This is a genomic window from Aeromonas sp. 600479, assembly GCF_049175515.1.
Classification (GTDB): Bacteria; Pseudomonadota; Gammaproteobacteria; order Enterobacterales; family Aeromonadaceae; genus Aeromonas; species Aeromonas veronii_A.
In genome coordinates this window covers 65482-86253 of sequence record NZ_JAAKVF010000015.1, presented here as the reverse complement: position 1 = coordinate 86253, position 20772 = coordinate 65482, and the positions used below count along the sequence as shown (strand labels likewise).

Sequence of the window (20772 nt, the reverse complement as noted above, 5' to 3'; positions counted from 1 at the left end):
TTGCCTAGAATGCGCTGGCTTAATACATCGGAGATTCAAATGCGTAGCTATCTGTTATTGCTGGCCATTGGCCTGCTGTGGGGTTCCCAGTTCATTTTCATGCACCAGGCCGTCGCCGAGTTGCCCCCCATTCTGGTGGCTGCCGGTCGTGCCCTGTGCGGCAGCCTGACCCTGGGTCTGCTCTGCCTGTTCATGCGGCTCAAGAGTGAGCACACCCCGTGGCGCACCTATATGCTGATCGCCCTGCTGGATGCCACCATCCCCTTCATCATGGTCGCCTGGGGCCAACAGTATGTGGATAGCGCCATCGCTGCCGTGGTCATGGGTTGTATCCCGTTTGTGACCATTCTGGCTGCACCGCTGTTTATTTCTGGTGAAAGAATCACCAAAACCGGTCTGCTTTCCGTGATCATCGGCTTTGCCGGTGTACTCACCCTGTTCTGGCCGAAACTCTCCCAGGGCATGAACGCCGGTCTGCTCGGTGCCATGGCCATCCTGCTGGGTGCCAGCTGCTTCGCCATCGGCCTGCTGATGATCAAGCGCTTTGCCAAGGACCATCCGGTCGTGGTCGCCCGCAATATCCTGATCTCCTCGGCAATCCAGTTGCTGCTGGTCGCCCCCTTCATGGTTGATCTCGGCAGCCTGACCCTGCCGAGCACCCAGGCCCTGAGCGCGATCACCGTGCTGGGTACCCTCTGTACCGGTCTGGTCTACTTCCTCTACATGGCGCTGATCCAGAAGGCCGGCCCGACGTTCGCCTCCTTCAGCAACTATCTGGTGCCGCTGTTCGGCGTGATGCTGGGTGCCCTGTTCCTCGGCGAGCAGATCCACCCCACTACCGGCGTGGCTCTGGCCCTGATCCTCGGCTCGGTCGCCATGAACCAGTGGGCGCAACAGCGTCGTGTACAGCGTGAGGCAACCCTATGTCAGGCATCTTGACCACCCTGTGCGGCGGTCTGGTCCTGATTGCCGGCTTGCAGTATCGCCAGCGACTGGCGGGCGTGCTGGGGCTGTTGATGGTACTGCTGCCCTGGTTCTTCGATAGCAAGCTGCAAGCCATGCTGAGCTATGCCCTGAGTGCCTGAATCACTTTTCTGAGTGTGTGAAGAGAGTTCATCTCTCCTGTTTTTTGGGACTGTTTTAAAAAACCTCCGATTTGTCCCCCGCTACCGGCGCTCTGCGCCGGTTTTTTTATGCCCGTTTGCCGCCACTCACATCCGGTAGCGGTAATCGATCCGTTCGTTCTTGCGCGGCCCGGTGATCTGCCAGCTCAGCAGAAAACCGCCGTCTATTTCGGTCAGCTCGGCGCGATAGTGATCCGCCCCGCACAGATGGGGCTCGGCGGTCAGCCAGCGGCCATCCCCTTGCGGCAGCAGCTCGAACAACTCGACCGGCGCTTCATAACGCAGGTGAGAAAGGCGGATCCCCCGCTCGCTACGCTGCCACCAGAAACGGTTGTGCATGGTGAGCACCCGACCATGGGGAGTGGTGTAGCGCCCCTGCTCGCTGAAGAGCAAGCCACCCTGATGATCGGTCACCGCCACAACCCCCTCGCAGCGACCATTCCAGTCGGTCGCCGACCCCTCGCCATTGCTGGCGGTGAAGCCAAATGCTCCGACCTGTGGCAATCGTGCCCATAAACGCTGGATTGCCGCTTCCATCTCGGCCATCATAGCCCCCTCAAAAATTGACAACTGATGACAAATCAACCACATGAACTACTTGATAGGGGTCACCCTGCTCTGGTCATTCTCCTTCAGCCTGATCGGGGTCTACCTCGCCGGTCAGGTGGATGCCTACTTTTCGGTGCTGACCCGCATCGCTCTCGCCAGTCTGGTGTTTCTACCCTTCCTGCGTCGCCGCTGGCTGCGCCCCGCTCTGGCAGGCAAACTGATGGCTCTCGGTGCCATCCAGCTCGGCATTATGTATCTCTTCTACTACCACTCCTTCCTGCTGCTGACGGTGCCGGAAGTACTGGTCTTTACCATCTTCACCCCCATCTACGTCACCCTGCTCCACGACCTGCTTGAGCGGCGTTTCAACCTCGCCTATCTGTGGGGAGCCCTGCTGGCTGTCGCCGGTGCAGCCGTGATCCGCTTTGACGGGCTGACCGAGAGCTATGCGCTGGGCTTTCTGGTGGTGCAGGGAGCCAACCTCTGTTTCGCCCTGGGTCAAGTGGGCTACAAGGTACTGCTGGCAAGGGAGGCGGAGCAACCGCCGCAACTGGCGGTGTTCGGCTGCTTCTATCTGGGGGCGCTGGTGATCGCCCTGCCCGCCTGGTGGTTGCTGGGCAAGCCGCAATATCCAACATCAGGGTTGCAATGGGGTATTCTGCTCTGGCTGGGGGTGGGTGCCTCCGGCCTAGGCTACTTCCTCTGGAACAAGGGGGCGACACTGGTCACCAGCGGGGTGCTGGCCATCATGAACAATGCGCTCATTCCGGCCGGCTTGCTGGTCAATCTGCTGCTCTGGGGCAAGGATACCGACCTGACCCGGCTAACCATCGGCGGCCTGCTGATGCTGGCCTCGCTCTGGGTCTGCCAGCGTGACAAAAGCGGCCAACCCTGACCGCACTCAGCCGACGACGGTGTTGTGCTCCCGTCTGGCCTGACCGTGACAGGTGGCCAGCCGGGCCAGCAGATGATCGAGCTGCTCGCCGGTCTGGCTCTGCACCAGACCGATGCTGACGGTGACCGGCCGCTGTGACAACAGGCTGGCATCGGCAATCTCGAGGCGCAGCCGCTCAGCGATCTCCAGCGCACTCATCCGCTCGGTCTGGGAGAGCATCAGGATAAAACCATCCTCATCCCAGCGGGCGAAGGGATCTTCCCGCCGCAGCTCGTGGCGCACGATACGCGCCAGCTTGGCCAGCATGGCGTCGCAAGCCGCTTCGCCAAACAATTGCTGGATTTTGGCCATGTGATCGACCGAAAACTGCAGCAAACTGAAAGTGCCGCTCTCGGTCGCCAGCCGCTCTTCAAGCAGTTGCTCGAAACGGCCACGACTCTCCAGACCGGTCAGCGGATCGGTGCCGTGCCGCTCTTCCACCAGCACCACTGCGGGATCGAGATGGCGCACCACGCCAAACAGATGACCCCGCTCGTCACGACGCATCCGCTCTTCCAGCCGGATGTAGTGGCCGTGGTGGTGAAGAATGCGGTATTCGAGGCGCAGACCACTGCTGCGGCCACTCTGACAGGCGAGCAGGGCATCTTCCAGCCGGGCAACATCGTCGGGGTGAACCCGATCCAGCCAGCCGAGATCATCCGGCCAGCTCTCTCCCAATCCCAGCAATCGCAGGCAGGAGGGATCACGCTGTAGTCCATGTTGGGCTGACCAAGTCCAGATCCCCGCCTCCAGCAGCGCCATGGCATCAGACAGCAGACCCGGATCAAGCCGGGCAGTCACATCGACCAAAGGTGTCTTGAGCATTTCCATGGGGCGCCTCGAAACAGGATCTGAATACCTGCTCAATAAGTAACATTGGCGTTCACGCCGAGCAACAGGGTCAGAGCGCTTTTCCCTGATACCCGTTCATCAAGGTCTGCCAGTTCTCCGGTACGAAGTGGAAACTGGTATGCAGTTGAGACTCTTTATTGAATGAACGAAGCAAGCGTTCCAGATTGGCCTTCTGCCATTCGCCGGGGGAACGGATCGCACCCTTGTCAAAATCGATCACCCACACCTTGCCCTCTTTATCGAGCAGCAGGTTGTGGCTGTTGAGATCGGCGTGATAGACCCCGGCATCGTGCAGCTGGCGCACCGTCTGGCCTATCTTGTGCCACACCTCGGTCGCCACCGGCCCCTGCTTGAGCAGCGCCACCATATCCTTGGCACCGCGAATTCGCTCGATCAGGATATCGGCACGATAGAATGGGCCCTGTTTGACCATGCGGGCACCAAACGGACGTGGCACCGGCAGCCCCAGCTCGCACAGCTTGGCCAGCAGGGTGTATTCGGCCATGGCGCGGCTCGACTCGACCCCTTCAAACCAGAAACGATCCCGCACCACCTTGCCCACCATGCCGCCACGATAGTAATGGCGCAGCACCAGATGGCGGGACTCATCCTTGACGAACCAGGTCACTCCCCGTCCGATGGAGGTCCCCACCACCTGACGGTTGTTCTGCCACCAGGCAGGATCGAATAACTGGGGAGAAGGGTCGCGAAAGGCCCCTTCGGCATACCAGCAGATCTGGTTGTGTTCGGTCTGTACTCGCATCGTGGAGATCCCGCTCGGTGGGTCATGGATCGCAATTTTTCAATTGGCGATGAGGCTGCCGCTCTGGCATGCCCGCAATAGTGGCCTTTAATCAACGACGTGCAGAAACAGGTCATGGCGCTGGGCCCGGCCTATCCTGGCTGACGATTGTGCGCAATTTTACAATCCAGAGGGGAGTTTGCATAATGCCATCCACCCTTTTTGCCAGCCGTGCGCCACAACATGCCGCTATTTCAAACGCCCCCCTCCTCCATCTGTATCCTGCGGCTCTCCGCCATCGGGGATTGCTGCCACGCACTGGCGCTGGTGCGCGTCATCCAGCGGGAGTGGCCACAGACCCGCATCACCTGGATCACCGGCAAAATCGAGGCAACCCTGTTTGCCGATCTGCCCGGCGTCGAGGTGATCCCCTTCGACAAGAGCAAGGGATGGCGCGGCTATCGCGATCTCTGGCAGACCCTCAAGGGGCGCAATTTCGATGCCCTGCTCCACCTGCAGGCAGCGATGCGAGCCAGCATCGCCACCCTCGGCATCAAGGCCAAGGTCAGACTCGGGTTTGATCGGGAACGGGCCAACGACGGCCAGTGGCTGTTCACCAACCACAAAGTGCCTTCGCCTGCCTCCCCCCACGTGCTGGACGGTTTCCTCGCTTTCGCCAAAGAGCTCGGCATCAAGGATCTGACCCCGGACTGGCAACTGCCCATCAGCGCCGAACATCAGGCGTGGGCAAAGGAGAAGATTGGCGGTAAACCGACTCTGCTTATCTGCGCAGCCGCCAGCAAGGCGTTCAAGAACTGGACTGCCGCAGGCTATGCCGCGCTGGCAGATCACGCCGCCAACAAGGGCTTTCAGGTCTATCTCTGTGGCGGGCCGGCCAAACTGGAGCGGGATCTGGCTGCCGACATCCAGCGCTTAAGCCAGAGCAAGCCGGTCGATCTGGTGGGGCAAACCAACCTCAAGCAGTTATTGGCACTGATTGGTGAGGCGAGTCTGGTGCTGGCCCCCGATACCGGCCCCACCCATATGGCAACCCTGGTCGGCACACCGGTGATCGGCCTCTATGCCCACCACAATCCTGCGCGCACCGGCCCCTATCTGTGCCGCGACTACGTGGTCAGCGTCTATCAGGAGCTGGTCGAGCAGGAGACCGGCAAGCCGCTGGCCGAATTGAGCTGGCGCACCCGCCTCAAGGATCCGGAGGCCATGCGAAAAATCACCAGCGAGCAGGTGATCGCCGCCTTCGACCACCTCTGTGCAGATCGTCAGCTGCCGTAATGACAGGGCACCTCGGGAATTCCGAGCCATCAGGCAGGGATAACCTGATAGCCTCTGCCCTCAGCCAAAGGCACAATGCAGGCTGATGTGGGTTACGCTCCCGCAGCAAGCTACGAATACTTTGATCGGCTGGAATATGATTCCGGCCGTTTTTTTATTCGCCGCATTCTGGTAAAATTCGCCGCCTTTACATCCTCCTGACTCAAGAGTTTTCCGCGTTTTGCGTTTGGCTGTCTCCCTTTCGGGCACAAGACGGCGGTCTCTGCTACAACCAAAACAGCGGTTTCGATTAAAGGTAATAATATGGCGCAACAAGGCACTCTCTATATCATCTCCTCTCCGAGCGGCGCGGGTAAATCCAGTCTGCTCAATGCCTTGCTGACCAACCACAATCAAGCTGGCAAGATGCAGCTGTCGGTTTCCCACACCACTCGCGCCACCCGCCCGGGCGAAGAGCACGGCGTCCACTACCACTTCGTCCAGGTGGAAGAGTTCAAGGCGCTGATCGAACGCGGTGATTTTCTGGAGTGGGCCGAAGTGTTCGGCAACTACTACGGCACCTCACGCGCCGCCATCGAAGCCTGTCTGGCCAAGGGGATCGACGTATTCCTCGACATCGACTGGCAAGGTGCCCGCCAGATCCGCGAGCAGATGCCGACCAAATCCATTTTCATCCTGCCCCCCAGCCGCGAAGAGCTGGAACGCCGCCTGATTGGGCGCGGTCAGGACAGCGCCGAAGTGATTGCCGGCCGGATGGCGAAAGCCATTGCCGAAATGGTGCACTACGACGAGTATGACTATGTCATTATCAATGAAGACTTCGAGCAGGCGCTGTTCCAGCTCAGGTCCATTATTGAGTGCCAACGGCTGGAGATGCGTCACCAGCAACAGGCTCAAAAAAACTTGCTGCAACAGCTACTGGCAGAGTAAGCCAAAAACAAGTAAACTTTTGCGTCATTTTTAAACACTGCTTTTCTAAATACAGAAAGCCCAAACACTGGAGTCCTGCATGGCACGCGTTACTGTAGAAGATGCTGTAAAACAGGTAGGTAACCGTTTTGACCTGGTGCTGGTCGCCGCGCGCCGCGCTCGTCAAATCGCGGTACAAGGCAAAGATCCCCTGGTCGACGAAGAGAACGACAAGCCGACTGTGATCGCCCTGCGTGAGATCGAGCTGGGTCTGGTGAACAATCAAGTGATGGACACCCAGGACCGCTACGAACAGCAAGAGCAGGAAGCCGCCGAGCTGGCTGCCGTTGCTGCCATCGCCGAAGGCCGCGGTTAAGTTATTCCTCCGGTTGGCACCCGCCCGGGTGCCGACTGTTCATCCCCATTTACAACCGCTCGAAAACCTCGCAAACTCAGGGCTATACCCTCAATTCCACGAATTGCCGTTTCACCGCTGCGGGGACTGTCTTGTATTTATTTGAAAACCTTAAAGAAATAGCCAGTTCCTACCTGCCACCAGAGCAGGTTGAGAAGCTCAAGCAAGCCTATGTGGTGGCCCGTGATGCCCACCAGGGTCAGATGCGTTCCAGTGGCGAACCCTACATCACCCACCCTGTTGCCGTTGCCCGAATCCTGGGCGACATGCGCCTCGATCATGAAACCCTGATGGCCGCCGTGCTGCACGATGTCATCGAGGATACTCCGATCACCAAGGCCGATCTGGCCGAACAGTTTGGCGATGCGGTCGCCGAGCTGGTGGCCGGGGTCTCCAAGCTCGACAAGCTGAAGTTTCGCGATCGCAAAGAGGCTCAGGCCGAGAACTTCCGCAAGATGGTGATGGCGATGACCCAGGATATCCGGGTCATTCTGATCAAGCTGGCCGACCGCACCCACAATATGCGCACCTTGGGCTCGCTGCGGCCGGACAAGCGCCGCCGCATTGCCCGGGAAACCCTCGAAATCTTCGCCCCAATAGCCAACCGCCTCGGTATTCACACCATGAAGAACGAGCTGGAAGAGCTGGGCTTCGAGGCGCTCTATCCGATGCGATCGCGGGTATTGCGCGAATCGGTGCGCCGCGCCCGTGGCAATCGCCGCGAGATCATCGACTCCATCCAGAGCGAAATCAGCGGTCGCCTGAAAGAGGCGGGGATCGAACATCAGGTCAGTGGCCGCGAGAAGAATCTGTTCTCCATCTACAACAAAATGGAGAAAAAAGAGCTGCAATTTCATGAGGTAATGGATATCTACGCCTTTCGGGTCAAGGTGAAGGACATAGATACCTGTTACCGGGTGCTGGGGCAGATGCACAGCCTCTACAAACCGCGCCCCGGCCGCTTCAAGGATTACATCGCCATCCCAAAGACAAACGGCTACCAGTCGCTGCACACCTCGCTGGTGGGGCCGCACGGGGTACCGGTCGAGGTGCAAATTCGCACCGAGTTCATGGATCAGATGGCCGACAAAGGGGTTGCTGCCCACTGGGCCTACAAGCAGGATGGCGACAGCTCGGGCACCACGGCCCAGATCCGCGCCCAGCGCTGGATGCAGAGCCTGCTGGAATTGCAGCAGAGCGCCGGCAGCTCCTTTGAATTTATCGAAGGGGTCAAAACCGACCTCTTCCCCGACGAGATCTACGTGTTCACGCCGGAGGGACGCATCATGGAGCTGCCCGCTGGCGCCACGCCGGTGGACTTTGCCTATACGGTGCACACCGACATCGGCCACGCCTGCGTCGGTTCGCGGGTCGACCGCCACCCCTACCCGCTCAGCAGCCCGCTACACTCGGGCCAGACGGTGGAGATCATCACGGCGCCGGGGGCTCGCCCCAATGCAGCCTGGCTCAACTTCGTGGTGACCACCAAGGCTCGCTCCAAGATCCGCCAGTTCCTCAAGAACCTGCGCACCGAAGAGTCGGTGGTGCTGGGTCGCCGCCTGCTCAACCATGCGCTGGGCGCCAAGAATATCGAAGACATCCCCGAGCCGCGCATCAAGCAGGTGCTCGCCGATACCAAACATGAGAATCTGCAGGGACTGCTGGCCGATGTGGGCCTCGGCAACGCCATGAGTGTCATGGTGGCGCGCCGCATGCTGGGGGATGAACTGCCGCCGGAAGAGCAACCCAAGTCCAGCAGCAAGAAGATGCCGATCAAGGGTGCCGACGGCATGCTGGTCACCTTCGCCAACTGCTGCCGCCCCATCCCGGGAGATGCCATTATCGCCCATATCAGTCCGGGCAAGGGTCTGGTGATCCACCAGGAAGCCTGCCGCAACATCAAGGGCTACAGCAAGGAGCCGGACAAGTACCTGCCAGTGCAGTGGGAAGTGGACAAGGAGCAGGAGCAGGAGTTCCGCACCGGTATCAGCATCGAGATCGTCAACCATCAGGGTGCGCTGGCCGAGCTGGCCAACGTGATTGCCGCCACCGGCGCCAACATTCACGCCATCAGCACCGAAGAGAAGGATGGCCGGGTCTATCAGGTCAGCCTGCTCATCACAACCAAGAGCCGCATCCACCTGGCCAACATCATGCGCAAGATCCGCGTGATGCCCAACGTGCTCAAGGTGAGCCGACAGAAGAACTGAACACAGGCGGCGCAAGCCGCCTGCTGCTTTTATAGAGACAAGCCATGACCCCCGAACGCTTCAAGCGCATCACCGACATGCTGGCCCAGCGTCAGCTCGATTTGACCGTCTGCATGGAAGAGGTCCATAAACCCCACAATCTGGCCGCCATCGTGCGTACCGCCGATGCCATCGGCATCCACCGGGTACACGCCGTCTGGCCCAAAACCTGGATCCACAAGCGCAAGGGCACCGCCCGCGGCAGCCAGAACTGGGTGGATGTAAAACTGCACCCGGACATCGGCAGCGCCGTTGCCGAGCTGAAAGCCTCCGGCATGCAGATCCTGGCGACTCACCTCTCCGACAGCTCCGTCGATTTTCGCGCTATCGACTACACCAAACCGACCGCCATTCTGGTGGGTCAGGAGAAACACGGCATCGGTGAAGAGGCGCTGGCGCTGGCCGACCACCATATCGTCATTCCCATGGTGGGCATGGTGCAGTCCCTCAACGTCTCGGTGGCTGCCGCCGCCATCCTCTACGAAGCGCAGCGTCAGCGCGAGCTGGCCGGTTGCTATCAGCGCGGCTGCCCGCTCACGCTGGAGGAGCAGAACAGCATCCTGTTCGAGGGGGGTTATCCTATCTATGCCCAGCTCTGCAAAGAGAAAGAAATGCCCTACCCCCAGCTCGGCCCGGCCGGTGAAATTCTGGCGGACGAAGAGTGGTGGCAGCGGATGCAGCTGACCCGCAAAGGGTGGGCGCAGCAGAGCGAGCAGGACGACCTACAGGAGGAGTGATGGAGAACCCTTTTGGCAGCTGGCTGGAATCGCAAATCATCCGGGATCACCTGACCAACCCGAACATAGAGGCCGGCGACTACAGCTACTACTCCGGCTACTACCACGGCAAGCCGTTCGAGGATCACTGCGTCCGTTACCTGCTCGGCGATGGCTCGACCCGCGACACCTGGGAGAGCGGCCTCTGGGGCGAGGTGGATCGGCTGATCATCGGCAAGTTCTGCTCCATCGGCTCGGGCGCCACCTTCATGCTGGCGGGCAATCAGGGCCACCGGCTGGATTGGGTTTCCACCTTCCCGTTCAACCCCGACACCTTTGGCGAAGGGGCCCGCAGCGGCTTTCTGCGCAAGGGAGACACCCGGATTGGCAACGATGTCTGGATCGGCTCGGAAGCGATGATCATGCCCGGCATCACCATAGGTGACGGCGCCGTCATCGCCACCCGCGCCGTGGTGACCAGGGATGTGGCCCCTTACACCATAGTCGGCGGCAACCCGGCCCAACCGATCCGCCGCCGTTTCAGCGATGAGCAGATCCTCATGCTGCAAGAGATGCAGTGGTGGGACTGGCCCCTGCCCCGCTTGCAAGCCAGCATGGCGCTACTCTGCTCGGGGGATATCGCCGCCCTTTATCACCATTGGCAACAGGAGTGTGCCTGATGAAACCCCTCTCTCTTTCCCTGTTGGCCCTGACCCTGTTTTCTGCCGGAGCCCTTGCCGTGACCAATACCTATCAGCTCACCAGCGAAGCCGATGTACCCAGCCTCTACCAGCAAACCCTGCCCGACTTCTGGCGCCAGCATGCGGTGGAAGGAGAGTTTAAGGGCAAGGATGGCGTAACCATCCGCTATGCCGCGCTACGGCAAGCCAAGGTCGATCGCGCCATCCTGATCGTCAATGGCAGGGTCGAGAGCTACCTCAAGTATCAGGAGCTGGCGTGGGATCTCTGGCGTCAGGGCTACAGCCTCTATCTCATCGACCATCGTGGTCAGGGGATGTCCGACCGGATGCTGAATGACCCGCAGAAGGGATATGTCGACCAGTTCGACGATTATGTGGTCGATCTCAAGCAGTTTCACGACCAGATAATCATGGCGGACCAGCCTGCAAAGCTGTTCCTGCTGGCCCACTCCATGGGCGGCGCCATCTCGGCCCGCTATCTGGAACGCTGGCCCGATGATATCAAGGCGGCCGTGCTCTCCTCCCCCATGCTGGGCATCAATCTCGGCGGTCTGCCCAAGTGGCTGGCCAAGGGATTGGCGAGCACCATAGGCACGGTCGGCGGCTGGCTTGGCGAGCCTCCCTACGGCCCCGGTCAGGGCGCCTATCAGGATCACGGCTTTGCCGATAACGAGCTGACTCACAGCCAGCCCCGCTATCAAGCCTTCCGCCAAATCTACGAGCAGCACCCGCAGATCAAGCTGGGTGGCGCGACTGCCCACTGGATTTATCAGGGGATCACCGGTGCCGATGCCGCCATCGCCGATGCGGGCGCCATCAAAACCCCGCTGCTGGTGCTGCAAGCTGGCAAGGACAGCGTGGTGGACAATGCCGCGCAGGAACGCTTCTGCACCATTGCCAAGTGCGAAGGGGGCAAACCGCTGCGCATCGAGGGGGCCTGGCACGAACTGTTTATCGAATCCGATGACAAACGCCAGCCCGCCCTGACCGCGATGGTCGACTTTTTCGCCCGCTTCTGAGCTGGCTATTTTTTGTAACCCTAAATAAATGGGGTGACAGTGCGGGCTAAGGTAAACTGCCCCTGTTTTCAATCGATGCCGAGGTAATGATGTTCAAGGTAGTTGTATCCGATCTCGATGGCACTCTGCTCAACAAGCAGCACCAGATCTCTCCCCGTACCCGGGATACCCTGCACCGCCTGGTAGAACAAGGTGTGAAATTCGTGGTCGCCACCGGCCGTCATCATGTTGACGTTCGCAGCTTCCGCGATGCGCTGGGGATGGACATCTACCTCATTACTTCCAATGGCGCCGTGGTCCATGACAAACAGGACCAGCTGATTTTCAACCAGCCGCTGCCGACCGAGATCGCCGCCGAACTGATTGCACTGGAGCGAGATCCCTCTATCCACCTCAATGTCTATCAGGGTGATGATTGGGTGGTGGAAGAGGAGCTGCCCTGGTTGCTGCAGTTCCACGACGAGTCAGGGTTCACCTACCGTCTGGTCGATGACCTGAAACAGGAACCGAAAGAGCAGATCAACAAGGTGTTCTACATCGGTGACCACGAGAAGCTGCTGAAGATTGAGGCGCACCTCAACCAGCGTTACGGCGATCAGCTCAACGTCACTTTCTCCCTGCCGGACTGCCTCGAAGTGATGCACGCCGGGGTGCACAAGGGCAATGCGGTGCGTGCCGTGCTGGAGCAGAACGGTTTCGACATGTCGGAGGCGATCGCATTCGGCGATGGCATGAACGACCTCGAGATGCTGACTATGGTGGGGCGCGGCATCGTCATGGGTAACGCCCATGACCGCCTGAAAATGGCGCTGCCGGAGTACGAGCAGACCCTCACCTCCGATGAAGATGGCGTCGCCGTCTATCTGGAGAAGCTGTTCGAGCTGGAGAGCGTCAGCGCCGCCTGATCCTCTTCAGCCCGCCATCCGATTCAGCAAAGCCTCACCATGTGAGGCTTTGTTTTTTCAGGGTTTCCAGCCAGGGATTGGGCCGCTGCCAGCTGAAGCTCTGGTTCGCTCCGCCGTAGCATTCAGCCAGCCGCAGCGGCGTGCCGGGGGTATGGCGTCGCCCGGCCACATCGAGGCAGCGAGAGACCTTGCTGTTGAAAAGCCTGTCTTTCTGCCACTCCCACTGCGCCTGACCGTCACAGGGTGCCAGCATCACTTCGCTGTCGTTTTTGGCTTGCAAACAGAGATCCTGCAGACGCAACTCACCCAGATCCCACTCGAACAGTTGATCGTCTTTTCCGCTGCAAGGTTGTGCCAACACCTTCTGTTGGGACACCGCAACGCAAAAATCACCGCTGGTCAGCAAGGGGGAAAGCACCCGGTCCTCCGACGGTATCGAAGCGATTGAGTCCATCATTTCATCGGTTGATGGCGGCTTGATGGTACATCCTCCCAGCAACAAGGCGACCAGCAGGGCGGGAGAGCAAGCAAGGGAAATTTTGTTATTCATGGAAAATGCCTGAAATGGGCCGATGACATCCGTTTGTCAGTGACTCGAGGCTGAAGCATAACCGAAAGGTGGGGCACTCTGCCCTGATAGAGTGTAAACAGACGTAACAGAGAAAGCGTGCAGGCGCAGTAAAGGCCGGAAAGCAAAAAACCTCGCCGAAGCGAGGTTTTTCTAAATGTGGTCGGTGATAAAGGATTCGAACCTTTGACCCTCTGGTCCCAAACCAGATGCGCTACCGGGCTGCGCTAATCACCGATGCTATTCAAAAATAGTGCTTTTCAAAAAACAAAGACGACCTGATGGTCATCCTCGTCATACAGCAAGTATGGTGCGAAGAGAGGGACTCGAACCCTCACACCCTGGGGGCACTAACACCTGAAGCTAGCGCGTCTACCAATTCCGCCACCTTCGCGTACCTGACAAGCTGTAAAATGGGGTGGCTGATGGGGCTCGAACCCACGACAACCGGAATCACAATCCGGGACTCTACCAACTGAGCTACAGCCACCACAGCTGTTTTCGTTCCACAACAACGCCCGTTTAACCGACGCACTTTTGATGGTGCGCCCGACAGGATTCGAACCTGTGACCTCTGCCTCCGGAGGGCAGCGCTCTATCCAGCTGAGCTACGGGCGCTACGCTGTCGAACGGGGCGCATTATTAATGATGGTTGCTGGTTTGTCTACACTTTTCTGTCACCGAAACACCGTTCGTTGTTTTTTCAAGCACATTGCGCACTTTTCTTCCACTATTCCCCTGCTGACAGCCAAAAAGGGGCAGATCGCAGTCGCAAATCGCCTTGCTGCCTTGACTTGATTTGATGCCCATCTAGAATGAATGAACGTTCATTCAATCGAAAGTCACACTGATGATTCTGGATAAAAAAGAGAGCATCTTCAACGCGGCCCATGAGGTGCTGGGTGAACGGGGTTTTCATGGTCTGTCGATTGCAGAAGTCGCCAAGAAGGCCAATGTTGCCACCGGCACCATCTATCGCTACTTCGGCGACAAGGATGATCTGATCCGGCAACTGCACCAGCACACTATCTTGCAGTGTGTGCCCATGGTCATGGCCGATGTAGCAATCGATAAAGTTTCATTTCAACAATTTCGCCAATTATGGCTCAATATTCATGCCATTTTTGTTAACGAACCCAACGCTATCCGGTGCAAATTGCAGTACGAGAGCTCTCCGCTAGGGGCAGAATTGGAGACCAATCCTGTCATTCTGGCCGCCTGGGAGCCTCTGGACCGATTTTTTGAACAGGGCGTTGAACAAGGATTGTTTATTGATTTACCGATACGGGCACTCCAGGTGTTGAGTCTGGACAGTGTCATGCATCTGGCCCTGCAGTGCAGGGTGCACAACATCACGCTGACCGAATCGCAGTTGGAAACCGCGATCCGGGCCAGCTGGAATGCCATTTTATCCCCCAATCTTTCCACCTCAGGAGCCTGTTCATGAAAAAGTGGATGGCCATTATGTTGCTGATAGCGATCGCCTTGTTTGGCAGCGTCATCGGCTTCAATTTGTTCAAACAGAAGATGATTGCCCAATATATGGCCAACCGGCCGGAACCCGAGTTCCCCGTCACCGCCATGGTGACCAAGGCGCAGGATTGGGTACCGACCATCGAAGCGATCGGCTTCATCGAGCCGAATCAGGGGGTGACCCTCTCCACCGAACTGGCCGGTACCATTGACGCCATCACCTTCGAGTCGGGCAAACCGGTCAAGGCTGACCAGCTGCTGCTCAGCCTGGACTCCACCGTGGAGCGGGCCAATCTGCGCGCCTCCCAGGCCAAGCTGCCGGCGGCAAAAGCCAAGTTCGATCGTTTCCAGAACCTCTACAAGACCAGCTCCATCTCCAAAGAGCAGCTGGATGAGGCGGAAGCGGCCTATCGCTCACTGGAAGCAGATATCGAGAGTCTGAAGGCGACCATTGCCCGTCGTGAAGTCCGTGCGCCCTTTAGCGGCGTGGTCGGCCTGCGCAATGTGTTCCTCGGTCAGTATCTGCAGCCGGGCACAGATATCGTGCGCCTGGAAGATACCAGCGTGATGCGCCTGCGCTTCACCGTGCCCCAGACCGATATCTCCAAAATCAAGCTGGGCCAGACCATCAAGATCAATGTGGATGCCTATCCGCAAACCCAGTTTGACGGTCATATCACCGCCATCGAGCCTGCGGTCAACTTCCAGAGCGGCCTGATCCAGGTACAGGCAGACATTCCGAACAACGACGGTCAGCTGCGTTCCGGTATGTTCGCCCGCGCCAGCATCATTCTGCCGACGGTGAAAGATCAGATCGTGATCCCGCAGACCGCTATCTCCTTCACCCTTTACGGTCAGAACGTCTACGTGCTCAAAGAGGGCGAAGAGACCGACAAAGAGGGTAACAAGGTGAAAGTGCTGCGAGCCAAGCAGGTTGTGGTCAAGGCCGGTGAGCGCCGTGGCAACGATGTGCATGTGCTCTCCGGCATCCAGGCCGGTGACCAGATCGTACTGTCGGGTCAGGTTCGCCTGAGCAACGACACCAAGGTGCATGTGGTCGAGAACGATGCCCTGGCCGTTCCGGCACAAACCCCGATGCTGTAAGCGCGGAGATCTGCGATGCGATTTACTGACATATTTATAAAACGGCCTGTGCTGGCGATCTCGCTCAGCTTCCTGATCGCCTTGCTGGGCTTTCAGGCCATCTTCAAGATGCAGGTACGGGAATACCCCGAGGTGACCAACACGGTGATCACCGTCAGCACTGGCTACTATGGCGCCAGTTCTGATCTGATCCAGGGGTTCATCACCCAGCCGCTGGAACAGGCGGTCGCGCAAGCCGACAACATCGACTTCATGACCTCCTCCAGCCAGCTGGGTAGCTCCACCATCACTGCATACATGAAGCTCAATACCGACCCCAACGCCGCGCTGTCCGATATACTGGCGAAGGTGAACTCGGTGCGCTCTCAGTTGCCGAAAGAGGCGGAAGACCCCTCGGTCACCTCCTCCACTGGTTCAACCACGGCGGTGCTCTACCTCGGCTTTACCAGCCCGGAGCTCAACTCCAGCCAGATCACCGACTATCTGGAGCGGGTTATCAAGCCACAGCTCTTTACTGTCGGCGGGGTCTCCAAGGTTGACCTCTACGGCGGTGTCGAGTTTGCCCTGCGGGTATGGCTGGATCCGGCCAAGATGGCGGCCTTCAACCTGACTGCCAGCGACGTGATGACGGTGCTCAACAGCAACAACTATCAGTCCGCGACAGGTCAGGCGACCGGTTACTTCACCCTGTTCAATGGCAATGCCGAGACCCAGGTCAAGGATGTCGACGAGCTGAAGCGACTGGTGGTGGCCACCCGCGACGGCAAGGTGATCCGTCTGGCGGACATCGCCAAGGTAACCCTCGAGAAGAGTCACGATGTCTATCGTGCCAGCGCCAATGGTCGCGAAGCCGTGGTCATGGCGGTCAACGCCGCCCCGACAGCCAACCCCATCAATATCGCCCGCGATGTGCTGGCACTGCTGCCGAGCCTTGAGCGCAATATGCCGAGCACCATGCGTCTCAACGTGATGTATGACTCCACCGTGGCGATCAACGAGTCCATCCACGAGGTTATCAAGACCATCCTGGAGGCAGCCGCCATCGTTCTGGTGGTCATCACCCTGTTCCTCGGCTCGTTCCGCGCGGTCATCATCCCGATCATCACCATTCCGCTCAGTCTTATCGGCGTGGTGATGATGATGGATATGTTCGGCTTCTCGATAAACCTGATGACCCTGCTGGCGATGGTGCTGGCGATCGGTCTGGTGGTGGATGACGCCATCGTGGTGCTGGAGAACGTCGACCGCCATATCAAAGAAGGTGAAGAGCCGTTCCGGGCCGCCATTATCGGTACCCGTGAAATTGCGGTGCCGGTCATCGCCATGACGGTTACCCTGGCTGCGGTATACGCGCCTATCGCCCTGATGGGGGGCATCACCGGCTCCCTGTTCAAGGAGTTTGCCCTGACCCTGGCTGGCGCCGTGTTCGTCTCGGGCATCATCGCCCTGACCCTGTCACCGATGATGTGTTCCAAGATGCTCAAAGCCAACGAGCAGCCGGGCAAATTCGAGAGCACGGTCCACCACCTGCTGGAACGGATGACCGATCGCTACGACAGCATGCTGCACGCCGTGATGAAAAAGCGCCCCGTCATCGTGGTGTTCGCCGTCATCGTGTTCGCCAGCCTGCCGTTGCTGTTCAAGTTCATCCCGAGCGAACTGGCACCGTCAGAGGACAAGGGGGTAATGGCCGTGCTGGGTACCGCACCGTCCAACGCCAACCTGGACTACATCGAAAACACCATGGCGGATGTGAACAAGATCCTGGACGAGCAGCCCGAGATCGCCTTCTCCCAGGTCTTCTCAGGGGTGTTCAACGCCAACCAGGCGTTCGGTATCGCCTCCATGGTGCCCTGGAGTCAGCGTGAAGCGAGCCAGAAAGAGGTGCTGGATCGGGTCGCCAATCTGGTGAAAGACATCCCGGGTATGGCCATCACCACCTTCCAGTTCCCGGAACTGCCGGGAGCATCGAGTGGTCTGCCGATCCAGTTCGTCATCACCACCCCGAACAGCTTCGAAAGCCTGTTCCTGGTGGCCGGTGAAATTCTGGCCGCGGCGCAGAGTAACGGTCAGTTCGTCTATTCGGATCTCGATCTGAACTACGACTCCGCCACCATGAAGATCCGCATCGACAAGGACAAGGCGGGTGCCTACGGCATCACCATGCAGGATATCGGTATCACCATGGGCACCATGATGGCGGACGGTTACGTCAACCGTATCGACCTGGATGGCCGCTCCTACGAGGTGATCCCGCAGGTCGAGCGCAAATACCGTCTCAATCCGGAGTCCATCAAGGGCTACTACGTGCGGGCCGCAGATGGCAAGTCGATCCCGCTCGGCAGCCTGATCACCATTGAAGTGGTTGGCGAGCCCCGCGCCCTGCCCCACTTCAACCAGCTGAACTCCGCCACTATCGGTGCCGTTCCGGCTCCGGGTGTGGCCATGGGTGATGCGATCAACTGGTTCCAGACCACCGCCGACGAGAAGCTGCCGCAAGGCTATCGTTACGACTTCATGGGTGAAGCCCGTCAGTTCGTCACCGAAGGCAATGCGCTCTATGCCACCTTCGCGCTGGCACTGGCGATCATCTTCCTGGTGCTGGCGATCCAGTTCGAGTCGGTGCGTGACCCCTTGGTAATCATGGTCTCTGTCCCGCTCGCCATCAGTGGAGCATTGATTGCCCTGGCATGGGGACTGGCGACCATGAACATCTACTCCCAGGTGGGCCTCATCACCCTGGTGGGTCTGATTACCAAGCACGGCATCCTGATCTGTGAAGTAGCGAAGGAAGAGCAGCTGCTGCGCGGCATGAACCGGATGGAAGCCGTGATGCAAGCCGCCAAGGTGCGTCTGCGTCCGATCCTGATGACCACCGCCGCCATGATTGCCGGTCTGATCCCGCTGCTCTACGCCGCAGGCGCCGGTGCAGCACAACGGTTCAGCATCGGTATCGTCATCGTGGCAGGCCTTGCCATCGGTACCCTGTTCACCTTGTTCGTACTGCCGGTGATCTACACCTATCTGGCTTCCGAGCACAAACCCTTGCCGGTATTCGATGAAACCATTCCGCCCAAGGCAAACGGCGGACACTGATCATCAATCACTTGCCAAGGCCCCGATACGGGGCCTTTTTTATGGTTCGCAGGAAAGACGACATAAGTCCATGAAGCAGTTAAACTAAAAAACACAACATCCAGACCGCAAGGACGCCATGTCAGGACTCATCTCCAAGACCGCCGAGGCCGTAGGCCGCAACGGACTCTCATACCGCCTGCTCTCCTATATTCTGGTGTGTAGTACCGTATTGGCGATGATCATTACGGTGCTGCAACTCGCCTGGGATTACCGCAAGGATGTCGCCGTCATCGAAGACAGCATCGGCCAGATCGAAGCCTCCTTTTTGCAACCTATTGCCGCCAGCTTGTGGAACCTCGATGAGGAGCAGGTCAAAGTGCAGATCGAAGGGATCATGAACCTGCCCAACATGCAGTTTGTGATGGTCAAGGAGATGCTCGGCAACTCCGAAGTGCCACTGTTGACCCAGGGAGTGGAACGGGAAAGCTATGACATCTCCCAGGAGTTCAATCTCACCTATCAGGGGGAAATTGTCGGCAAGCTGTTTGTCGCCGCGTCGCTGGAGCAGATTTACCAGCGCCTGATCGAGAAATCAGTGCTGATCATGGTCAGCCAGACCATCAAGACCCTGGTGGTCTCATTTTGTATCCTGATCATCATTTACTATCTGGTGGTCAGACACATCAACCGCATCGCCAACTACGCCCAGAAGTTCAACCTCGATCGGCTCGACATGGAGCTGGTGCTGGAGGGGCGTCCGCAACCACGCAAGAAACCCGACGAACTGGATACCCTGGTCTCCACCCTCAACCAGATGCGCACACGGCTACGTGACGAGCTGGTCGCTCGTCATCAGGCGGTGGAACAACTGCAACAGGAGCGGGATTTCTCCGCCACCCTGATCAACTCGGCCAACATGGTCATCTGCTGTATGGAGCCGGATCTCACCATCGCCAGCATCAATCCGGCAGCCATCCTGCTGACCGGTTATCACCAACAGGAGCTGCTCCAGCACAACTGGCTGGATCTCTTCGTCAGCCCGACCCAGCGGGAAGAGCTGAACGATATTCTGGCGGCGGAAGGTTCACTGGCGGACAAAGAGGTCATCATGCATGACCAGCAGGCCCACGAGCTGGTGCTGCAGTGGACCTTCGTACCCTTCTATGAAGGGCCGAACCTCAAGTACCAGATCGGCTTCGGCTACGACATCACCCAGCTGAAAAAGGTCGAGCGGGAGATAATCCAGCTCAACGAGCAGCTGGAAGGCAAGGTGGTGGAGCGTACCCGCAGCCTGAGCGAAGCCAACAACCAGCTGGGCAAGGCGTACGACGACCTGAAACAAGCCCAGCAAACCCTGGTGGAGTCGGAGAAGATGGCCTCCCTCGGCTCGCTGGTGGCCGGGGTGGCACACGAGATCAATACCCCAATCGGCATCAGTGTGACCGCCTCCTCCTACCTGCAGGAACGGGTTGCCGACTTCAAATCTCATATAGAGTCAAAACAGCTGTCGCGTTCCTATCTCAACGAGTTCACCGTCAACCTCGACGAGTCGATGCAGCTGCTGCAGAGCAACCTGCGGCGCGCCTCCGAGCTGATTGCCAGCTTCAAGCAGGTGGCGGTCGACCAGTCATCGGAAGCACGCTACAACTTCAGCCTCGCCGACAACCTCCATCAGGTGGTGGTCTCGCTTGGCCACAAACTGAAGAAGAGCCAGTGCGAAGTGGATATCCAGTGCGATCCCAAGCTGTCTATATTCTCCTTCCCGGGCAGCTTCACCCAGATCTACTCGAACCTGATCCTCAACTCCATCAACCACGGCTTCGACAACTGGGACAAACCGAAGAAGATCACCATCAAGGTGGAGCAGCAGGGAGAGGAGCTGTTTATCGATTACTCGGACAACGGTCGCGGTATCCCGCCCGAAATCTTGCCGCGCATCTTCGATCCCTTCGTCACCTCCAAGCGGGGTCAGGGTGGCAGCGGTCTGGGCACCCACATCATCTACAACCTGGTAGTGCAGTTGCTACGTGGTCGCATCAACTGTGCCAGCGAACCGGGTCAGGGTGCCCAGTTCCATATTCGCCTGCCGATCCAACATAACTGAGCGCTGGCTCTTGTGAGCCAGCCGCTTTATCCCC

The 20772-nt window shown here is 58.7% G+C and carries 19 protein-coding genes and 4 tRNA genes; 15 read left to right on the top strand and 8 right to left on the bottom strand.

Annotated elements, in window-relative coordinates:
* Positions 1 to 39: 39 nt before the first annotated feature.
* Together G5149_RS15655 and G5149_RS15650 are read left to right on the top strand one after the other, a co-directional pair.
* Complete coding sequence (locus tag G5149_RS15655) at positions 40 to 939, top strand: DMT family transporter (protein ID WP_058056571.1); 900 nt, start codon at positions 40 to 42, stop codon at positions 937 to 939.
* Entirely contained in the window at positions 924 to 1085 is a 162-nt protein-coding gene (locus G5149_RS15650; RefSeq protein WP_421212898.1) for a hypothetical protein, read from the top strand. The genes G5149_RS15655 and G5149_RS15650 overlap by 16 nt, the downstream gene beginning before the upstream one ends.
* A 126-nt stretch (positions 1086 to 1211) precedes the next feature.
* Here the strand turns inward: G5149_RS15650 and G5149_RS15645 are convergent, their stop codons facing one another.
* The gene (locus tag G5149_RS15645; protein ID WP_421212897.1) at positions 1212 to 1673 is read right to left on the bottom strand and encodes a DUF6314 family protein; all 462 of its coding nucleotides are present in this window, start codon (positions 1671 to 1673) and stop codon (positions 1212 to 1214) included.
* 40 nt (positions 1674 to 1713) lie between these two features.
* Between G5149_RS15645 and G5149_RS15640 the strand changes: the two genes are divergently transcribed.
* On the top strand, positions 1714 to 2568 hold the full coding sequence (locus tag G5149_RS15640) for a carboxylate/amino acid/amine transporter (protein ID WP_421212896.1): 855 nt from the start codon (positions 1714 to 1716) through the stop codon (positions 2566 to 2568).
* Positions 2569 to 2574: 6 nt separating this feature from the next.
* Here G5149_RS15640 and G5149_RS15635 read toward each other — a convergent pair whose 3' ends face one another.
* Together G5149_RS15635 and G5149_RS15630 are read right to left on the bottom strand one after the other, a co-directional pair.
* Complete coding sequence (locus G5149_RS15635; RefSeq protein ID WP_421212895.1) at positions 2575 to 3438, bottom strand: GGDEF domain-containing protein; 864 nt, start codon at positions 3436 to 3438, stop codon at positions 2575 to 2577.
* Between the two features lie 70 nt (positions 3439 to 3508).
* On the bottom strand, positions 3509 to 4222 hold the full coding sequence (locus G5149_RS15630; RefSeq protein ID WP_005339249.1) for a 3-deoxy-D-manno-octulosonic acid kinase: 714 nt from the start codon (positions 4220 to 4222) through the stop codon (positions 3509 to 3511).
* A 222-nt stretch (positions 4223 to 4444) separates the two neighbouring features.
* Between G5149_RS15630 and G5149_RS15625 the strand changes: the two genes are divergently transcribed.
* The 8 genes from G5149_RS15625 to G5149_RS15590 all read left to right on the top strand — a co-directional run bounded on the left by G5149_RS15625 (position 4445) and on the right by G5149_RS15590 (position 12411).
* Entirely contained in the window at positions 4445 to 5497 is a 1053-nt protein-coding gene (locus G5149_RS15625) for a glycosyltransferase family 9 protein (protein WP_421212893.1), read from the top strand.
* 303 nt (positions 5498 to 5800) lie between these two features.
* Complete coding sequence (gene gmk, locus G5149_RS15620; RefSeq protein WP_005339253.1) at positions 5801 to 6427, top strand: guanylate kinase; 627 nt, start codon at positions 5801 to 5803, stop codon at positions 6425 to 6427.
* Positions 6428 to 6506: 79 nt separating this feature from the next.
* On the top strand, positions 6507 to 6782 hold the full coding sequence (gene rpoZ / locus G5149_RS15615; RefSeq protein WP_005307060.1) for a DNA-directed RNA polymerase subunit omega: 276 nt from the start codon (positions 6507 to 6509) through the stop codon (positions 6780 to 6782).
* A 131-nt stretch (positions 6783 to 6913) separates the two neighbouring features.
* Entirely contained in the window at positions 6914 to 9031 is a 2118-nt protein-coding gene (spoT, locus tag G5149_RS15610) for a bifunctional GTP diphosphokinase/guanosine-3',5'-bis pyrophosphate 3'-pyrophosphohydrolase (RefSeq protein WP_216979783.1), read from the top strand.
* Positions 9032 to 9075: 44 nt separating this feature from the next.
* The gene (gene trmH / locus G5149_RS15605) at positions 9076 to 9807 is read left to right on the top strand and encodes a tRNA (guanosine(18)-2'-O)-methyltransferase TrmH (RefSeq protein WP_216979784.1); all 732 of its coding nucleotides are present in this window, start codon (positions 9076 to 9078) and stop codon (positions 9805 to 9807) included.
* Entirely contained in the window at positions 9807 to 10466 is a 660-nt protein-coding gene (locus tag G5149_RS15600) for a CatB-related O-acetyltransferase (protein ID WP_216979785.1), read from the top strand. The genes trmH and G5149_RS15600 overlap by 1 nt, the downstream gene beginning before the upstream one ends.
* Positions 10466 to 11506 (top strand): alpha/beta fold hydrolase, encoded by a 1041-nt coding sequence (locus tag G5149_RS15595; RefSeq protein ID WP_216979786.1) that lies wholly within the window; start codon positions 10466 to 10468, stop codon positions 11504 to 11506. The genes G5149_RS15600 and G5149_RS15595 overlap by 1 nt, the downstream gene beginning before the upstream one ends.
* 89 nt (positions 11507 to 11595) lie before the next feature.
* A complete protein-coding gene (locus G5149_RS15590; RefSeq protein ID WP_216980250.1) occupies positions 11596 to 12411 on the top strand; it encodes a Cof-type HAD-IIB family hydrolase in 816 nt (271 codons plus the stop codon).
* A 34-nt stretch (positions 12412 to 12445) separates the two neighbouring features.
* Here the strand turns inward: G5149_RS15590 and G5149_RS15585 are convergent, their stop codons facing one another.
* From G5149_RS15585 to G5149_RS15565, 5 genes are all read right to left on the bottom strand, one after another.
* Positions 12446 to 12961 (bottom strand): ricin-type beta-trefoil lectin domain protein, encoded by a 516-nt coding sequence (locus G5149_RS15585; protein WP_216979787.1) that lies wholly within the window; start codon positions 12959 to 12961, stop codon positions 12446 to 12448.
* 178 nt (positions 12962 to 13139) lie between these two features.
* Positions 13140 to 13216, bottom strand: a tRNA-Pro gene (locus G5149_RS15580).
* A 71-nt stretch (positions 13217 to 13287) separates the two neighbouring features.
* Positions 13288 to 13373, bottom strand: a tRNA-Leu gene (locus G5149_RS15575).
* 20 nt (positions 13374 to 13393) lie between these two features.
* Positions 13394 to 13469, bottom strand: a tRNA-His gene (locus G5149_RS15570).
* Positions 13470 to 13520: 51 nt separating this feature from the next.
* Positions 13521 to 13597: transfer RNA gene (locus G5149_RS15565), tRNA-Arg, on the bottom strand.
* A gap of 232 nt (positions 13598 to 13829) precedes the next feature.
* Between G5149_RS15565 and G5149_RS15560 the strand changes: the two genes are divergently transcribed.
* From G5149_RS15560 to G5149_RS15545, 4 genes are all read left to right on the top strand, one after another.
* On the top strand, positions 13830 to 14426 hold the full coding sequence (locus G5149_RS15560) for a TetR/AcrR family transcriptional regulator (protein WP_005339267.1): 597 nt from the start codon (positions 13830 to 13832) through the stop codon (positions 14424 to 14426).
* Entirely contained in the window at positions 14423 to 15556 is a 1134-nt protein-coding gene (locus G5149_RS15555; protein ID WP_005355753.1) for an efflux RND transporter periplasmic adaptor subunit, read from the top strand. The genes G5149_RS15560 and G5149_RS15555 overlap by 4 nt, the downstream gene beginning before the upstream one ends.
* A 15-nt stretch (positions 15557 to 15571) precedes the next feature.
* Positions 15572 to 18652 (top strand): multidrug efflux RND transporter permease subunit, encoded by a 3081-nt coding sequence (locus G5149_RS15550; RefSeq protein ID WP_216952542.1) that lies wholly within the window; start codon positions 15572 to 15574, stop codon positions 18650 to 18652.
* 118 nt (positions 18653 to 18770) lie between these two features.
* A complete protein-coding gene (locus tag G5149_RS15545) occupies positions 18771 to 20738 on the top strand; it encodes an ATP-binding protein (RefSeq protein WP_421212890.1) in 1968 nt (655 codons plus the stop codon).
* Positions 20739 to 20772: the final 34 nt, after the last annotated feature.

What these genes read in the sequence shown, in the direction of transcription:
- G5149_RS15655 (WP_058056571.1), top strand. Translation starts at nt 40, where the DNA reads ATGCGTAGCTATCTGTTATTGCTGGCCATTGGCCTGCTGTGGGGTTCC.
- G5149_RS15650 (WP_421212898.1), top strand. Translation starts at nt 924, where the DNA reads ATGTCAGGCATCTTGACCACCCTGTGCGGCGGTCTGGTCCTGATTGCC.
- G5149_RS15645 (WP_421212897.1), bottom strand. Translation starts at nt 1,673, where the DNA reads ATGATGGCCGAGATGGAAGCGGCAATCCAGCGTTTATGGGCACGATTG.
- G5149_RS15640 (WP_421212896.1), top strand. Translation starts at nt 1,714, where the DNA reads ATGAACTACTTGATAGGGGTCACCCTGCTCTGGTCATTCTCCTTCAGC.
- G5149_RS15635 (WP_421212895.1), bottom strand. Translation starts at nt 3,438, where the DNA reads ATGGAAATGCTCAAGACACCTTTGGTCGATGTGACTGCCCGGCTTGAT.
- G5149_RS15630 (WP_005339249.1), bottom strand. Translation starts at nt 4,222, where the DNA reads ATGCGAGTACAGACCGAACACAACCAGATCTGCTGGTATGCCGAAGGG.
- G5149_RS15625 (WP_421212893.1), top strand. Translation starts at nt 4,445, where the DNA reads ATGCCGCTATTTCAAACGCCCCCCTCCTCCATCTGTATCCTGCGGCTC.
- gmk (WP_005339253.1), top strand. Translation starts at nt 5,801, where the DNA reads ATGGCGCAACAAGGCACTCTCTATATCATCTCCTCTCCGAGCGGCGCG.
- rpoZ (WP_005307060.1), top strand. Translation starts at nt 6,507, where the DNA reads ATGGCACGCGTTACTGTAGAAGATGCTGTAAAACAGGTAGGTAACCGT.
- trmH (WP_216979784.1), top strand. Translation starts at nt 9,076, where the DNA reads ATGACCCCCGAACGCTTCAAGCGCATCACCGACATGCTGGCCCAGCGT.
- G5149_RS15600 (WP_216979785.1), top strand. Translation starts at nt 9,807, where the DNA reads ATGGAGAACCCTTTTGGCAGCTGGCTGGAATCGCAAATCATCCGGGAT.
- G5149_RS15595 (WP_216979786.1), top strand. Translation starts at nt 10,466, where the DNA reads ATGAAACCCCTCTCTCTTTCCCTGTTGGCCCTGACCCTGTTTTCTGCC.
- G5149_RS15590 (WP_216980250.1), top strand. Translation starts at nt 11,596, where the DNA reads ATGTTCAAGGTAGTTGTATCCGATCTCGATGGCACTCTGCTCAACAAG.
- G5149_RS15585 (WP_216979787.1), bottom strand. Translation starts at nt 12,961, where the DNA reads ATGAATAACAAAATTTCCCTTGCTTGCTCTCCCGCCCTGCTGGTCGCC.
- G5149_RS15560 (WP_005339267.1), top strand. Translation starts at nt 13,830, where the DNA reads ATGATTCTGGATAAAAAAGAGAGCATCTTCAACGCGGCCCATGAGGTG.
- G5149_RS15555 (WP_005355753.1), top strand. Translation starts at nt 14,423, where the DNA reads ATGAAAAAGTGGATGGCCATTATGTTGCTGATAGCGATCGCCTTGTTT.
- G5149_RS15550 (WP_216952542.1), top strand. Translation starts at nt 15,572, where the DNA reads ATGCGATTTACTGACATATTTATAAAACGGCCTGTGCTGGCGATCTCG.
- G5149_RS15545 (WP_421212890.1), top strand. Translation starts at nt 18,771, where the DNA reads ATGTCAGGACTCATCTCCAAGACCGCCGAGGCCGTAGGCCGCAACGGA.